16 protein-coding genes are annotated in these 14155 nt (G+C 71.8%); 6 read left to right on the forward strand and 10 right to left on the reverse strand.

The window, feature by feature from the left end:
- Positions 1-3: 3 nt before the first annotated feature.
- Positions 4-498 (reverse strand): hypothetical protein, encoded by a 495-nt coding sequence (locus ACQP0N_RS18555; RefSeq protein WP_433112126.1) that lies wholly within the window; start codon positions 496-498, stop codon positions 4-6.
- Positions 499-601: 103 nt separating this feature from the next.
- On the opposite strand from ACQP0N_RS18555, the gene ACQP0N_RS18560 reads away from it, so the two are divergent.
- Both ACQP0N_RS18560 and ACQP0N_RS18565 read left to right on the forward strand, forming a co-directional pair.
- On the forward strand, positions 602-1438 hold the full coding sequence (locus tag ACQP0N_RS18560) for a copper resistance protein CopC (RefSeq protein WP_433112129.1): 837 nt from the start codon (positions 602-604) through the stop codon (positions 1436-1438).
- A gap of 261 nt (positions 1439-1699) precedes the next feature.
- Positions 1700-4105, forward strand: coding sequence for an RICIN domain-containing protein (locus tag ACQP0N_RS18565; RefSeq protein ID WP_433112132.1), 2406 nt, complete (start codon positions 1700-1702; stop codon positions 4103-4105).
- 75 nt (positions 4106-4180) lie between these two features.
- Here ACQP0N_RS18565 and ACQP0N_RS18570 read toward each other — a convergent pair whose 3' ends face one another.
- Positions 4181-5146, reverse strand: coding sequence for a hypothetical protein (locus ACQP0N_RS18570; protein ID WP_433121702.1), 966 nt, complete (start codon positions 5144-5146; stop codon positions 4181-4183).
- Positions 5147-5306: 160 nt separating this feature from the next.
- Entirely contained in the window at positions 5307-5693 is a 387-nt protein-coding gene (locus ACQP0N_RS18575; protein ID WP_433112135.1) for a DUF2267 domain-containing protein, read from the reverse strand.
- 185 nt (positions 5694-5878) lie between these two features.
- Between ACQP0N_RS18575 and ACQP0N_RS18580 the strand changes: the two genes are divergently transcribed.
- The 3 genes from ACQP0N_RS18580 to ACQP0N_RS18590 all read left to right on the forward strand — a co-directional run bounded on the left by ACQP0N_RS18580 (position 5879) and on the right by ACQP0N_RS18590 (position 7149).
- Positions 5879-6211, forward strand: coding sequence for a nuclear transport factor 2 family protein (locus tag ACQP0N_RS18580; RefSeq protein ID WP_433112138.1), 333 nt, complete (start codon positions 5879-5881; stop codon positions 6209-6211).
- A gap of 180 nt (positions 6212-6391) precedes the next feature.
- Positions 6392-6724 carry an STAS domain-containing protein gene (locus tag ACQP0N_RS18585; RefSeq protein WP_355049776.1) on the forward strand — a complete coding sequence of 111 codons (333 nt, stop codon included), beginning with the start codon at positions 6392-6394 and terminating at the stop codon, positions 6722-6724.
- Positions 6724-7149: an ATP-binding protein gene (locus ACQP0N_RS18590; protein WP_433112142.1), complete on the forward strand. Its 426-nt coding sequence runs from the start codon at positions 6724-6726 to the stop codon at positions 7147-7149. The genes ACQP0N_RS18585 and ACQP0N_RS18590 overlap by 1 nt, the downstream gene beginning before the upstream one ends.
- A 12-nt stretch (positions 7150-7161) precedes the next feature.
- Here ACQP0N_RS18590 and ACQP0N_RS18595 read toward each other — a convergent pair whose 3' ends face one another.
- The gene (locus ACQP0N_RS18595) at positions 7162-8706 is read right to left on the reverse strand and encodes a PP2C family protein-serine/threonine phosphatase (RefSeq protein ID WP_433112145.1); all 1545 of its coding nucleotides are present in this window, start codon (positions 8704-8706) and stop codon (positions 7162-7164) included.
- 32 nt (positions 8707-8738) lie between these two features.
- On the reverse strand, positions 8739-9485 hold the full coding sequence (locus tag ACQP0N_RS18600; protein ID WP_433112148.1) for an alpha/beta hydrolase: 747 nt from the start codon (positions 9483-9485) through the stop codon (positions 8739-8741).
- A 181-nt stretch (positions 9486-9666) separates the two neighbouring features.
- Here ACQP0N_RS18600 and ACQP0N_RS18605 point away from each other — a divergent pair, with 181 nt between their 5' ends.
- Positions 9667-10044 (forward strand): nuclear transport factor 2 family protein, encoded by a 378-nt coding sequence (locus tag ACQP0N_RS18605; RefSeq protein ID WP_433112151.1) that lies wholly within the window; start codon positions 9667-9669, stop codon positions 10042-10044.
- A 7-nt stretch (positions 10045-10051) separates the two neighbouring features.
- Here the strand turns inward: ACQP0N_RS18605 and ACQP0N_RS18610 are convergent, their stop codons facing one another.
- The 5 genes from ACQP0N_RS18610 to urtB are packed head-to-tail and all read right to left on the reverse strand — an operon-like array spanning position 10052 to position 14116.
- The gene (locus tag ACQP0N_RS18610; protein ID WP_433112154.1) at positions 10052-10522 is read right to left on the reverse strand and encodes a molybdenum cofactor biosysynthesis protein; all 471 of its coding nucleotides are present in this window, start codon (positions 10520-10522) and stop codon (positions 10052-10054) included.
- A gap of 57 nt (positions 10523-10579) precedes the next feature.
- Entirely contained in the window at positions 10580-11275 is a 696-nt protein-coding gene (urtE, locus tag ACQP0N_RS18615; protein ID WP_433112157.1) for an urea ABC transporter ATP-binding subunit UrtE, read from the reverse strand.
- A complete protein-coding gene (gene urtD, locus ACQP0N_RS18620; protein ID WP_433112160.1) occupies positions 11272-12048 on the reverse strand; it encodes an urea ABC transporter ATP-binding protein UrtD in 777 nt (258 codons plus the stop codon). Before urtD ends, urtE begins: the two co-directional genes overlap by 4 nt.
- Positions 12045-13232 carry an urea ABC transporter permease subunit UrtC gene (gene urtC / locus ACQP0N_RS18625; RefSeq protein WP_433112163.1) on the reverse strand — a complete coding sequence of 396 codons (1188 nt, stop codon included), beginning with the start codon at positions 13230-13232 and terminating at the stop codon, positions 12045-12047. The genes urtD and urtC overlap by 4 nt, the downstream gene beginning before the upstream one ends.
- Positions 13229-14116, reverse strand: a complete 888-nt coding sequence (gene urtB / locus ACQP0N_RS18630) for an urea ABC transporter permease subunit UrtB (RefSeq protein WP_433112166.1) — start codon at positions 14114-14116, stop codon at positions 13229-13231. Before urtB ends, urtC begins: the two co-directional genes overlap by 4 nt.
- Positions 14117-14155: the final 39 nt, after the last annotated feature.

Raw genomic sequence — 14155 nt, forward strand, 5'->3', positions numbered from 1 at the left:
AGATCAGCGGACGACGAGCTGGAACAGCACCAGCTCGGTCTCGTGCGTCTCGACCTCGAACAGCCCGGTCTTGTCGGCCCGGAACTCCACCGAGCCCGGTGTGCCGGCCGGGAGGCGGGCGCCCAGGTCGTAGCCGTGCACGTGCAGCTCGTCGGCGACGTCCGAGGTGACCGTGATCCGGACCGACTGGCCCTTGGTCACGGTTACCCGGCCGGTCGGCGGGGTGACCTTTCGCTTGGCGATGGTCACGGTGATCTCCCGGTCGACGGCGGCGGGGGTGCTGGCCGCGGGGGTGGGAGTGGGGCTGCCCGCCATGGTCGGCGCGGCGGAGGGGGTCGGCACGGCGGCGGAGGTCGGGGCCGTCGAGGGGGCGGCCACGGACGGGTCGTCGTCCTGCCCGCAGCCCGTGGCGAGCACGGCGGTGAGCAGACCGGTGACCAGCAGGGCGGCAGAGCGGGTGGTGGGGCGGGCGGTGGGGCGCGAACCGGGGACGGGCACGGGTGTACTCCGAACGACGCGAGGGGGACGGGGTGTCGAGGTGATCGTCGGAGGGTGAACTCTACGTCTTGTTCGGCGGCGGGGAAATGACCATGATGAACGAATGCGATCGAGGCTGGTCACTGTCGGTAATGTCGTACGTCGCGCCCTGGCGGTGCTGACCGTGCTCGTGGTCGCGTCGCTGGCGCTGCCCGCCGCCCCGGCGTCCGCGCACGGCCAGTTGGCGACCTCCACTCCGCTGACCGGGACCGTGGTGCGCCAGCCCCTCGAGAGGGTCGGGCTGTACTTCACGGAGAAGCCGGCCGCAAACGCGCACTTCACCCTCACCGGCCCGAACGGGTCACGGGTGGACAGCGGCTGGTCGTACGGCGAGCCGAAGCGGTTGGACAAGCCGGTCCAGGAGTACTTCATGGTCAACGGCACCTTCGAGCCGCGGCTGTACCACACCGGCTTTCCCGCGATGGTGACCGTCGCGCACTGGCCGGCGAAGGGCCGCTACACCGCCAGTTACCTCACGGTCGCGTCCGACGGTGAGGCCGTAAAGGGCACCGTCACCTTCGACTACCAGGGGCCGAGCACTGCGGTCCCGGCCGGTTGGACGGCGCCGACGAACGGCCCCGATCCCGCCCTGCTGGCCCAGGCCGAGGGCACCGCGTCGGCGTCCGCCGTGCCGGCCGCGACACTCGACCCGGCCGTCACCGGCGCCGCCGCGCCGCCGTCTTCCTCGAAGGAACGCGGGCTTCCGTCCTGGGTGATCCCCGTCGTCATCGTCGCCGTCGTGGGCACGCTCATCGTCGTGGCGGCCCGTCGTCGCCCGGCGGCACGGCCGGCCGGCGGAGCGGCCCGCCCGCGCGGCGGCACCGCACGTCCACACGGCGGCGGCGCCCCGCGTCAGCGCGGCGGAACCAACCGCCGGCCGGCTCGTCGCGGCCGCCGCTGAGGCCCGGATAGCCGGTCACATCCCCGGACATTCCGGGAACAGTGCCGCGAGCTTTCGCAGAGACATCGGGAACTTTTGATGTATCGATGCAAAGGCATGGACACCTCAATCGAAACCCCTTAATGTCTCGACCCATCAACCCGGTGTTTCCGGATCGTCACTCGTCGGCGTCGAGGACGTTACGGACCGGGGCCGGCGGCCACCGCCTCACCATCGCTGCACGCCGGCCGTCGGTCACTCCTCATCCTCGTTGGAGGAACGATGGGTACACGGCTGCCTCGCCGATTCCGCAGTCCCGTCCTGGGCGCGCTCGCGCTCGTCCTCACCGTCGGCTTCTGGGCCGATCCGGCCGACGCCGCCGCCGAGCAGGAACCGGGTGTCACCCTGCGCGTCTACGACGTCCAGGTGCCGCTCTCGGAGCTCTGTACGCTCAAGCCGGCACAGACCCCCAACGTGGACAAGCTCATGTCCACGATCAACTGGACGTCGGCGGCCGACTTCGGCTTCGACGACAACTTCGTCTCGCAGGTGCTCGGCAACATCACCGTCACCCAGGCCGGTAGCTACACCTTCCGGCTCAGCAGCGACGACGGGTCCAGGCTCACCATCGACAACACGGTCGTCGTCAACCACGACGGCCTGCACGGCGCCACCCCGCCCAAGGAGGGCACGGTCACCCTCGCCGCCGGGCTGCACCCGCTGCGCATCGACCACTTCGAGCGCGGTGGTGACCAGCAGATCACGCTGGAGTGGCGGACGCCCGGCTCGTCGTCCTTCGTGCTCGTACCGAACTCGGCGTTGAGCACCGACGCCGGGGTCGTCCGGGTCACCGCGCCGGGACGCAAGGAGTGCGAGGGTGTCAGCGACACCCCCGGCGACGGCCTGCCGCTGACCGGCGTGCACCCCGGTTACACGCTCACGAACCTGCGGCCCAGCGGCTTCCAGCCGAAGGTCACCGGGATGGACTGGCTGCCCGACGGGCGGCTCGTCATCAGCACCTGGGGTGGCAGCGACCAGTCCGGCACCTCCCAGGACGGCGAGGTGTACATCATGGGCGGCACCGGCGGCGCGACGAGTCCCGGGGCGGTGACCACCAAGAAGATCGCGGGCGGGCTCAAGGAGCCGATGGGGCTCAAGGTCGTCGACGGGGTGGTGTACGTGTCGGAGAAGCAGCGGTTGACCCGGCTCGTGGACACGACCGGCGACGAGGTGGCCGACCGTCTCGATACCGTCGCGACCTGGCCGTACGGCGGCAAGTTCCACGAGTTCGCCTTCGGTCTGCTCTACCAGGACGGGTTCTTCTACGTGAACCTGTCGGTGTCGATCGACTATGGCGGCGCGACCACCGTGCCGCAGCCCGCCGCCAACCGGGGCACCACCATCAAGGTCAGCAAGGACACCGGCGCGGTCAGCTACGTCGCGGGCGGCCTGCGCACCCCGCACGGCATCGGGTGGGGCCCGGAGGGCGGCATCTTCGTCACCGACAACCAGGGCGGCTGGCTGCCGTCGTCGAAGCTGGTGCACATCAAGCAGGGCCGTTTCTTCAACCACTACACGACCCCGGTCGGCCCGTTCGACGCCAAGCTGGTCACCCCGCCGGTGCTGTGGATGCCGCAGAACGAGATCGCCAACTCCCCCAGCACGCCGCTCTACCTCACCAGCGGGCGGTACGCCGGCCAGTTCGTCATCGGTGACGTCACCTACGGCGGTCTCCAGCGCGCGAACGTGGAGAAGGTCAACGGCGAGTACCAGGGTGCGCTGTTCCGGCTCACCCAGGGGCTGGAGGCGGGCGTCTCCGAGGTCAACCTCGGCCCGGACGGCGCGATCTACGTCGGTGGGCTCGGCGCGGGCGGCAACTGGGGACAGACCGGCAAGCTGACGTACGGGTTGCAGAAGCTCACCCCGAACAGCGTCAGCACCTTCGAGATGCTGGCCATGCGCGCCACCACCGCCGGTTTCGAGGTGGAGTACACCCAGCCGGTCTCGGCGGAGACCGCCGCCAACCTCGCGTCCCACTACAGGATCAAGCAGTGGCGGTACGTGGCGACGTCGGCCTACGGCGGGCCGAAGGTCGACGAGGAGACGTTGACCGTCACCTCGGCCACCCTGTCGGCGGACGGGAAGAAGGTCAGCCTCGTGGTGGCGGGTCGTAAGGCCGGTCGGGTGGTGTACCTGCGCTCGCCGCGACCGTTCACCTCCACCAGCGGCCAGTCACTGTGGAGCACCGAGGCGTGGTACACGCTCAACTCCATCCCGGGCAGCCCGCCGCCGCCGATCGGCGGCACCATCACCGGCGTCGGCGGCAAGTGCCTGGACGTCGACAACTCCGGTTTCGCCGACGGCACGAAGATCCAGCTCTGGAACTGCAACGGCACCGCCGCCCAGTCCTGGACCCGGGTCGGTGACACGTACCGGGTGCTGGGCAAGTGCCTGGACGTGGACAACGCGGGCACCGCGAACGGCACGAAGATCCAGCTCTGGACCTGCAACGGCACCGGCGCGCAGGTCTGGCAGCCGCAGAGCGACGGGTCGATCCGCAACCCGCAGTCCGGCAAGATCATGGAGGCCGCCGGCGGTAACACCGGCGACGGCACCCAGATCCAGCTCGGCACGTACGCGGGCGGCGCCCACCAGAAGTGGGTGGTCAGTAGCGGGGTAACCGGCTGACCTCGGACGAAGGGGCGTGGTCTGACCGGCGGGTCAGGCCACGCCCCGTCTCGTGAGCCGGGTGGGAACCGACGTTCAGCGGAACAGCACCGGCCGGTTCCCCCGGGCGCCGACGAGCTGGCCCCGGATGTTGATGTCCTCGATCCAGTCGGTCTCCCTCACGCCCCGGGTGGTCAGGTCGGTCATCGACCCGTTGCGCCAGAGGAACGGGCGCCACGCGGTGGTGGTGGTGGTGGCGCTCTGGCCCACCACGTCACCCCGGTCGTTGATCGCGGTGGCGCGGCTCCAGTCGCCACCGAGCGTGCCGAGGTCGGTCAGTGTCCCGTTCTGCCAGCGGAACGCCCGGCCGTTCGCCGCGCCGACCACCTGGCCCCGGTTGTTGACCCCGAGGGCCTCGCTGCCGATCTGGGTGAACACCCCGTCGCGCAGCCGGCCACCGACGCAGGTGCACGGGTAGTCCTGCGGCGGCACGTTGAACCCGCCCACCACGTCGCCCGCGTTGTTGAAGTCGGCGGTGAACTCGTAGAAGTACTCCCGACCCAGGTCGGTGAAGACGCCGTCGCGCCACAGGAAGCGGTGCGGCATGTCACCGGCCGGTTCGCTGGTGCCGAGCACCTGCCGCCGGTCGTTGACGCCGATCGCCACACTGTTCTCCCCGCCCAGGGTGCCCAGGTCACGGAGGTGGCCGTCGCGCCACAGCACGGCGCGGGTCAGGTAGTCCGAGCCGAACGAGGTGATCGCCACGTCACCGAACTCGTTGACGTCCACGGCGCTGGAATCGGTGTCACCCGGTAGCACGCCCAGGTCGGTGATGACACCGTGGCGCCACAGCACGGCGTGCCGGGCGCCGCCGGCGACCGTGCTCCAGCCGACGATGTCGCCGCGATCGTTCATCGCCGTGGCAGCGCCGTCACCCCCGCTCAGGGTGCCGAGGTCGACGACCCGATAGGTGTGCGGGGACGCCACGGCGGGAGCGGGAGCGAGGGTGATCATCGCGACGACTGTCGTCGCTGCGGTCAGCAGGGGACGCGGGGACACCATGGACGCCAAGGCGACGCTCCTCGGATCGGAGCGGCGACGACCCGGCGGACGGGCGCGGGACAACCGCCACTGCGCGTTCGATCGGTTACGCACAGTAGATCCGGTGTCGTGGCGGCACGCCAGGGACCGAACGGTCACCGACGCATCGGGCGCGCGTCGGTCAGGGGCCGTGCGGCAGCGGCTGCGCCAGTGCCCGCAGGTCCGCCGGGAGTTGGGCCAGGGCATCGGAGAACTCGCGGTGCCCGACCACCCGGTGCATCGTCTCCAGGACCGCCCGTACGCCGCGCTCGGCCCCGGCCCGGTCCGTGCCGGCACGATCGGCGACGCGGCGCAGGAACTCGTCGTACCCGAATGTCTCGGGCGGTTCGGCGGCCTTGACCAGCAGCGGACCCAGCTCGTCGGCCACGTGCGGAGCGAGGGCGGAGGCCTCTCCCCCGCTGAGACGCTCGGTGAGCGTCCGCAGCACGGCCTCGGTCAGCGGGCGTGCCTCGGCCGGCGGAATACCCGCCCGTGCCGCCACCTTGTCGACGAACGCCAGTTCGGCCATGGACCCGCCCCTTCCGTCGCCGGAACGCGTGGCTACCCGGGCCGGACGGCGACAAACCCCGGGAGGCGCCGGCCCGGCGGTTCTGCCGGTTGCGCCGCGCCCCACCTGCCGCGTCTCGTACCGTGGGGTCGGACCGGGACCACGGTGGCCGCCCCGACGGGCGGCCCGGGCCGCAGGAGGAGCAGATGGCGGTCGACCTGCCCGACGTGATCGACCGGTACTTCCGGGCCGTCGGCGAACGGGACGTGGACGCCTTCGTCGCCTGCTTCGCGGACACGGCGAGCGTGGCCGACGAGGACCGGCTGTACGACGGCCGTCCGTCCATCCGCTCCTGGCGGGAGCGCTCGATGGCGGAGTACTCGTACACCGCCGAGCCGGTGCGGGTCACGCCCCAGGCGGGCGACTCCTACCTGGTTCTCACACGGCTGACGGGCGACTTCCCGGGCAGCCCGGTCGAGCTGCGGTACCGGTTCACCCTGCGCGACGGCCTGATCGGCGCACTGGACATCCGCCCATAGCGGGACGCGCGGTGACGCGAGCGAGTCCGTCGCGGACGATTCGGGTCCTGACCCGTCCGCCGTCGCACAGTGGCCGCACCTTCTTGATCAACCGCCGAACGGAGGACACGGCGGACCGGCCATCGGATGACATGATGTCCCGACAACGGCCGACGCGACGAGAAAGGGTGCTGCTGTCCGATGGCGCACTTCGAGGCCCGCACGTCCACGGCACCCGGGCGGATCGTGGTCACGCTGACCGGCGAGTGCGACCTGGCGGCCCAGCCCGAGCTGACGACCGTGCTGTCCGCGGCGGTACGGGCCGCCGCGGTGGTGGTGGTCGACGTCGGCGGACTGCGGTTCCTCGACTCCACGGGCCTGCACGGCCTGGTGACCGCCCACCAGGCGGCGCGCGCCGACGGCCGGCACCTGTACGCGGTCAACGCCTCCGGCCCGGTCGCGACGGTCCTCGACATCACCGGCGTGGGCAACCTGCTGCGTCCGCCCACCGACGACCCGCGGCTGGGGGGCTGATGGCGGCCGACCGACCCAACGCGCACACCGTGGCCGAGGAGCCGCCGTCCGCCCCGCGCACCGACGCGATGGCGTACGAGGTGGCGGCCGACCTGCGGGCGCTGCGCACGTTCATCTGCCAGGGCGCCACGGCGCGGGGCCTGTCGGACGAGCGGGTGGAGTTGCTGGCGCTCGCGGTCAGCGAGCTGGCGACCAACACGTTGCAGCACACCAGCGGCGGCGGCCGGGTCCGGCTCTGGGCCGAGGGTGACCAGGTGTTCTGCGACGTCGTCGACCAGGGCCCGGCGCGCACGCTCGGCCGGGAGATGCCCGCCGCCAACGCGGTACGCGGTCGCGGGTTGGCCATCGTCGAGCAGATCTGCGACGAGGTACGGGTGTTCACCGCCGGTGAGGGCACGGTGGTGCGGATCCGGCTGTCGCGGTGAGCCGGGCGCGGATCAGGGCAGCACGCGGACGGCCAGGGTGCACGTGTCGTCGTCCGGGCTGGGATGGTGCAGCAGATTCCGCAGCCGGGCGAGGGTCTGCTCCCCCGGCGTCGCGCTGAGCGCGGACAGGGTGGCGCGTACCTGACCGAGCCGGTCCTGCTCGGGCTCCCGGCGCTCCACCAGGCCGTCGGTGTAGAACAGCACGAGGTCGTCGGGGCGCAGTCGCGCGGTGAGCACCGGGTACGTCGAGTCGACCATGGCGCCCAGCAGCAGTCCCGGAGGGCTTTCGAGCGGGTCGGTCCGACCGGCGCGGGACAGCAGCGGCGCCATGTGCCCGGCCCGGCCCCAGCAGAGCGACCGGGTGGCCGGGTCGTACACGGCGACCACCGCGGTGCCGGTGATCGAGAGTTGACCGCAGAGTCGGTTGAGGTGCCCGAGCAGCACCGACGGGTCCCCGATGCCGATCGACAGCCAGGACACCAGGGCGAAGCGCAGGTGCGCCATTCCGTTCGCCGCCTCCAGGCCGTGACCGGCGACGTCGCCGACGGCGAGCACGACCGTGCCGTCCGGCAGGGCCTGCGCGTGGTACCAGTCACCGCCGACCTGCGCCGTGTGCTCGGCCGGCAGGTAGTTGACCACCGCCTCGATGCCGGGCAGGGCGAACGTCTCGCGGGGCACGGGCTGGATGAGGTTCTGCAACTGCCCGGCGAGCCGGTGCTCGGCCAGCGCGGTCAGCTCCCGCGTCCGCAACTGGTCGTTGAGCCGTTCGATGGCGGTACGCGAGTCGACCCGGGCGGTCACGTCCTGCACCACGGCGTGGATCTTCAGCGGTACGCCGTCCGCGTCCCGCGACACGTCGGAGAGGATGCGCAGATGCCGCACTCCGCCGGTCGTCTGGAACCGGACCGTCACGTCGGAGGACTCCCCGCCGTCAAGCGTCTGCCACGCCGCCTCGCGCAGCAGGTAGTCGTCGGGTAGCAGGGCGGCGGCCTGCTCGGCGCGCGACAGCGGCCCGAGCGCGGGATCCCGCTCGAAGACGCGGTACATCCCGGGCGACCACTGACTGATCCCGCTGGCCAGGTCGTACTCGGCCCAGCCGAGGCTGCCCAGCAGCTCGGTGCGGTCCAGGCGACGACGGTCCTCGTCGAGCCGCTGCCAGGACACCAGCAGGCCACCGAGGACGCGGTGCACCTCGACGTCGAACAGCGAGTCGGCGACGACCCCGGTACGCCTCTCCACGTACCGGAAGTCGGCCAGGCGGCCGGACGACCCGGTGCTGAACACCCGTTCGTAGAGCTGCCAGAGCGGCCCGCCGACCATGCTGGGGTACAGCTCGCTGAGGCAGGCGCCGACGCGGTCGACGCCCCGACCGTAGATGTCCTGGCCCTGCCCACTGGTCGCAGCGATCCGCCAATCGGCGACGGCCCGGTGGTCGTCGGGCACCGGCACCAGCCAGGTACACCCGGCCGGGACCACCGCGAGGATCTCCCGGACGACCGTCTCGACCGGTCGCGCCGCTCCGGTGGCGTGCGCGCCCGGACCGTCCTGGTCCGCCATGGCACGAAGCCTAGTACGCACCGCCGTCCGAGCTACCCCATGGTGGCGCGGGCAGCGGTGTCGATGAAGTCGGCGACCGGGCCCGGTTGCGAGACCGCCACCGCGTGCGACCCCTCGACCTCGACCACGGTGGACCCGGCCCGCTGGGCCAGGAAGCGTTGCAGGTCCGGCGGGATGCCCTGGTCCTGGGTGCTGATCAGGGTCCAAGACGGGATGGTCTTCCAGGCCGCCTTGGTCACGGACCCGGTCTGCGCCATCGCGGAGGCCGGTCGCTGGGTGACCGCCATCAGCTCGGCGACCTCGGGGTCGACGTCGCCGGCGAACACCTCCCGGAACACGTCCTGCTTGATGTACTGGTCCATGGCCGTGCCACCGTCGGGCAGGGGGTAGGGAACCATCTCGATGGACGTGACGAGCTGACTGCCGGGGTACTTCATCACGAGGTCGACCACGCTCTCGCCGACGTCCGGACTGACGCTGGCGACGTACACCAGGGCCTTCACGTTGGCCGCGCCGTCCGCTGCCTCGGTCATCACCACTCCGCCGTACGAGTGCGCGACCATCACGACCGGACCGTCGACGCTGTCCACGACGGAGCGGGCGTACGCCGCGTCCCCCTGCACATCGCGCAGCGGGTTGGCGACGGCGATGGCCGGATAGCCCCGGCGCTTGAGGTTCGCGATCACCCCGTTCCAGCTCGACGAGTCGGCGAAGGCCCCGTGCACGAGCACGATGGTGGGCAGCCCCGCCTGCTGGCCGGACGTGTCAGAGGCACTCATGCGACATCACCTTCCGTGGCATAGAGCCAGTATTCGGGATCAATCAGACTCGTGCCGGCGATTTCCCGAGACGCGCGGGCGCGCCGCCGCCCCGATGCGCCCACGTCCGGGCGGTGTGGCCTGCCACAATGCGGTCAGTCCGGACGGTGACGCCGGAAGCAGAGACCGGGAGGACGGCGCCATGCCGGACAGCGCACGCGAGGCCGAGCTGCTCGACGCCGAACGCACCCTGCAGGCCGTGCAGCGGGCCGGGGACGCCGCCGCCCTCGACCAGTTGCTTGTCGACCAACTGATCGCGATCGGCCCCGACGGCCGAAAGCACACCAAGGCCGAGGACCTCGCCGCCCACCGGGACCGGACCTCGGTCGTCGAGGAGCTGACCGAGGAGGAGTTGGACCTGCTCGTCGTCGGGTCGACCGGTGTGACGTTCTGCCTGGCCCGGGTCGCCGGGATGTTCGACGGCGAGCCGTTCAGCGCGCGCCTGCGCTACACCCGCACCTGGGTGCACGACGACCTCCACGGGTGGCGGGTGCTCGCCGCGCACATCAGCCAGGTCTGAGCGCCGGTCAGCTCACGGTGGCGGTGACCGGGCCGACGCGCAGCACGCCGTCGTGCAGGGGCGTGCAGCGGACGCCGCCCGTGGTGCGCAGCGCCTTCCACGCGCCCGGGCCGACCGTGACGTCCATCCAGGCGCAGGGGCGCGCGGCGCGGTTCACCCGCAGGCCGACCGGGCCGTCGCCGGAGTCGAGGACCAGCACCCGGCCGATCAGCTCGTCCACGGCGAGGCCGGTGGTGAGGATGTTGCGGCGCACCTGCGCCAGCCCGATGCCGGCCGGCAGCGACTCCTGGGCGATCACCGTGACGCTGGCGTCGCGGTGTGCCGGTTTGCCGAAGTAGCGGTCGCCGACGATGCCGAGGCCGGCCCGGATCTGGACGGCGTCGACCAGCTCGCCGGGGGGCGCGGGCGCCGGGCCGTCGCTCGGCCGGCCCAGGAAGCGGTGCACGGGCGAGGCCAGCAACTCGACGATCTGCGCCATGGCAGGGATTCTACGAACCGGAAGGTGCCGCCGGGGCACGCTCCGGCCCGACCCGGCTCAGACCGCCAGGGCCGCGCGTACCTCCCGCTCCGCCGTGACTCCCCCGTCGCCGTGCGAGGTGACCCGGCCGGATTCGAGGACGTGGTAACGGTTCGCCACCCGCAGCGCGAAGCCGAGGTGCTGCTCGACGAGCAGCACGCTGAACCCGGACTGCCGGGTCAGCTCGACGATCCGCTCCTGGATCTCGGCGACCACCGACGGCTGGATGCCCTCGGTCGGCTCGTCGAGCATGAGCAGCCGCGGCCGGGTGATCAACGCGCGGGCGATGGCGAGCTGCTGACGCTGACCGCCGGAGAGCAGCCCGGCCCGCCGCCGCAGCAGCGGGCGCAGCGCTGGGAACAGGTCCAGCACCTCCGCCGTGGCCACCGCGCCGTCGCGCCGGCCGTCGGCCACCAGGCGCAGGTTCTCCGCCGCCGTGAGGTGCGGGAAGCACTGCTGGCCCTGCGGCACGTACGCCATCCCGCGCGCCACCCGGTCGTGCGGCGCGAGCCGGGTGACGTCCTCACCGTCCAGCTCGACCGTGCCGGCGGTCGGGCGCAGCAGGCCCGCCGCGACCCGCAGCAGGGTGCTCTTGCCGGCGCCGTTGTGCCCGAGGACCGCGGCCACCCCGTCCGGCGGGACGGCGAGGTCCACCCCGTGCAGCACCCGGGAACGTCCGTAACCGGCGTGCACCCCACGCAGGGTCAGCATCATGCCTCCGAAGGACTGGGGACCGACCCGGCGTCGACCGAGTGGCCAAGGTAGACCTCCTGCACGCGCGGGTCCGCCTGGACCTGCGCCACCGTGCCCTCACTGAGCACCTTGCCCGCGTGCAGCACGGTCACGCTGCGCGCGAAGCGCCGCAGGAAGTCCATGTCGTGCTCGATCACCACGACCGTGCGGTCGCGGCTCACCGTCTCCAACAGGGCGCCGGTGGCGTCGCGCTCCTCGTGGCTCATCCCGGCGACCGGCTCGTCGAGCAGCAGCAGCCGGGCGTCCTGCACCAGCAGCATGCCGATCTCCAACCACTGCTTCTGGCCGTGCGCGAGCGTGCCGGCGAGCTGGTCGGCCCGGCCGGTCAGCCCGATGGTGTCCAGCGCGGCGGCCACCTCGTCGGGGATGCCCCGCCGTCGCCGGGCCAGGGTGGCCCAGCTCCGGCGCGCGCCGGCCGCGATGTCGAGGTTCTGCACGACCGACAGCTCCTCGAAGATCGTCGACGTCTGGAACGTCCGTCCGATGCCGAGGCGGCTGATCCGGTGCACGGGCCGACCCAGCAGCTCCGCATCGCCGAAGCACACCGAGCCGGTGGCCCGCACCAGGCCGGTGATCGCGTCCACGAGGGTGGTCTTGCCCGCCCCGTTCGGTCCGATCAGGAACCGGATGTCCCCGGCGGGCACCTCCAGCGAGACGCCGTCGACCGCGGTGAACCCGTCGAAGCTGACCCGCACGTCACGGACGGACAACCCGTCCAATCGGTCGTCGCTCATTGGGCCGCCACCTCCGTACGGTCGGCGCGTCGCTTGGTAAGCGCCGACCATCCGCGCCGGCTCGACGCGGGGTCCGCGTCGCGGCGGCGGGCCAGCGCCCACAGCGACGCCAGGCCGCCGGGGAGGAACGCCACCACCACCACGAAGAGCAGACCCTGGAGGTACGTCCAGGTGCCCGGGAACCGTTCGGAGAGGGCGGTACGCGCCCAGGCCACCGCGACCGCGCCGAGCACCGGCCCGAGCAGCGTGGCCCGACCGCCCACCGCGACCCCGATGACGAACTCGATCGACGGGACGATGCCGATCAGGGCGGGCGAGATGATGCCCACCGCCGGCACGAACAGCGCGCCGGCGAGGCCCGCCATCCCCGCCGCCACAACGTAGGCGACGAGTTTGACCGACGCCGGGTCGTAGCCGAGGAACCGGACCCGCTCCTCGCCGTCGCGCACCGCCACCAGCAGCTCGCCGTAGCGGCTGTGCATGAGCTGGCGGGCCAGGGCGAGCAGCGCCAACAGGATGCCGGCGATGATGAAGTAGACCATCCGCTGGTTGACCGGGTCGTCCAGGTCGTAACCGAAGAAGCCCTGGATGTCGGTGAGCCCGTTGGTGCCGCCCGTGGTCCCCTGCTGACCGATCAGCAGGATCACCATGGCGGCGGCGAGGGCCTGACTGAGGATGGCGAAGTACGCGCCCCGCACGCGGCGGCGGAACACCAGCGAGCCGAGCCCGAACGCGACGGCCATCGGCAGCAGCACCGTGGCGGGCAGCGCGAACCACGGGCTGGCGAATGGCCGCCACCACACGGGCAGTTCGTCGAGCTGCCCGTACAGCTGCATGAAGTCCGGCATCCCACCGGGACCCGCGTCGGCGAGCTTGAGGTGCATGGCCATCGCGTAGCCGCCGAGGCCGAAGAAGACGCCCTGGCCGAGGGTGAGCATGCCGCCCCGACCCCAGGCGATGCCGATGCCGACGGCCATCATGGCGACGCAGAGGTACTTGGCGAGCAGGGCCAGCCGGAAGTCCGACAGCGCCAGCGGCGCGACGGCGAACAGCAGCGCCGCGCCGAACGCGAACCCGGCCAGCGTGCGCAGCCGCGACCGACCACCGGGCCGTCTCGGTGGCACGGCGTCGGCCGGGGTCGGTGTGCCGACGGTGCTCGGCGGCGCGGGTGTCACGGCGGTCATGCGAGGCTCCTGGTCCGCAGGGTGAACAGGCCCTGTGGCCGCCACTGGAGGAACGCGACGATCGCCACGAAGACGATCACCTTGGCGACGCTGAGGGTGGTGAGGTACTCCCCGGTGGCCTGGAGCACGCCGAGGGCGAAGGCGACGATCACACTGCCCTTGAGCTGGCCGATCCCGCCGACCACGACGACCAGGAAGGCGTCGATGATCAGGTTGGTGCCCATGGTCGGGCCGATCGGGCCGAGGAGGGTGAGCGCCACCCCGGCGAGCCCGGCCAGGCCGGAACCGATGAAGAACGTCGTCCGGTCGACCCGGGCGGTGGGGATACCGGACACCGCGGCGAGGTCGCGGTTCTGCACCACCGCGCGGATCCGACGCCCCAACGGGGTGAGCCGCAGCGCCAGGGTGAGCGCGGCGACGGCGGCCAGCGCCAGGGCCAGGATGAACAGCCGGTTGTTGGCGACGGTAAGGCCGCCGGGCAACGCCACGTTGCCGGTGAGCAGGTCCGGCGCGCGGGTCTGCACGTTCGGGCTGCCGAAGACGTCCCGCGCGAGCTGTTGCAGCATCAGGGACACGCCCCAGGTGACCAGCAGGGTGTCCAGCGGGCGGGCGTAGAGCCGACGGATCAGCAGGATCTCCAGCAGCACACCCATCGTGCCGGCGACCACGAACGCCACCGGCAACGCCACCAGCAGGGACACACCGGCCCCGGTGATGCTCTGTTGCAGCACGTACGTGGTGTAGGCGCCGGCCATGATGAACTCGCCGTGGGCCATGTTGATGACGTTCATCTGGCCGAAGGTCAGCGCCAGCCCGAGCGCGATGAGCAGCAGCACCGCGCCGATGCTGATGCCGGTGAAGAGTTGACCGAAGAGGACTGTCACGGTGGGTACTCCGTACTGCTGGTCGGGGGGCCCGGGCGG

Source organism: Micromonospora sp. CA-246542 (genome assembly GCF_050942905.1).
Taxonomy (GTDB): domain Bacteria; phylum Actinomycetota; class Actinomycetes; order Mycobacteriales; family Micromonosporaceae; genus Micromonospora.

Bases quoted from the DNA above. Each gene is read 5' to 3' on its own strand.
- urtD (WP_433112160.1), bottom strand. From the start codon at position 12,048: ATGAGCGACGACCGATTGGACGGGTTGTCCGTCCGTGACGTGCGGGTC.
- urtE (WP_433112157.1), bottom strand. From the start codon at position 11,275: ATGATGCTGACCCTGCGTGGGGTGCACGCCGGTTACGGACGTTCCCGG.
- ACQP0N_RS18600 (WP_433112148.1), bottom strand. From the start codon at position 9,485: ATGAGTGCCTCTGACACGTCCGGCCAGCAGGCGGGGCTGCCCACCATC.
- urtC (WP_433112163.1), bottom strand. From the start codon at position 13,232: ATGACCGCCGTGACACCCGCGCCGCCGAGCACCGTCGGCACACCGACC.
- ACQP0N_RS18565 (WP_433112132.1), top strand. From the start codon at position 1,700: ATGGGTACACGGCTGCCTCGCCGATTCCGCAGTCCCGTCCTGGGCGCG.
- ACQP0N_RS18560 (WP_433112129.1), top strand. From the start codon at position 602: ATGCGATCGAGGCTGGTCACTGTCGGTAATGTCGTACGTCGCGCCCTG.
- ACQP0N_RS18575 (WP_433112135.1), bottom strand. From the start codon at position 5,693: ATGGCCGAACTGGCGTTCGTCGACAAGGTGGCGGCACGGGCGGGTATT.
- ACQP0N_RS18580 (WP_433112138.1), top strand. From the start codon at position 5,879: ATGGCGGTCGACCTGCCCGACGTGATCGACCGGTACTTCCGGGCCGTC.
- ACQP0N_RS18590 (WP_433112142.1), top strand. From the start codon at position 6,724: ATGGCGGCCGACCGACCCAACGCGCACACCGTGGCCGAGGAGCCGCCG.
- ACQP0N_RS18605 (WP_433112151.1), top strand. From the start codon at position 9,667: ATGCCGGACAGCGCACGCGAGGCCGAGCTGCTCGACGCCGAACGCACC.
- ACQP0N_RS18595 (WP_433112145.1), bottom strand. From the start codon at position 8,706: ATGGCGGACCAGGACGGTCCGGGCGCGCACGCCACCGGAGCGGCGCGA.
- ACQP0N_RS18610 (WP_433112154.1), bottom strand. From the start codon at position 10,522: ATGGCGCAGATCGTCGAGTTGCTGGCCTCGCCCGTGCACCGCTTCCTG.
- ACQP0N_RS18585 (WP_355049776.1), top strand. From the start codon at position 6,392: ATGGCGCACTTCGAGGCCCGCACGTCCACGGCACCCGGGCGGATCGTG.
- ACQP0N_RS18570 (WP_433121702.1), bottom strand. From the start codon at position 5,146: ATGGTGTCCCCGCGTCCCCTGCTGACCGCAGCGACGACAGTCGTCGCG.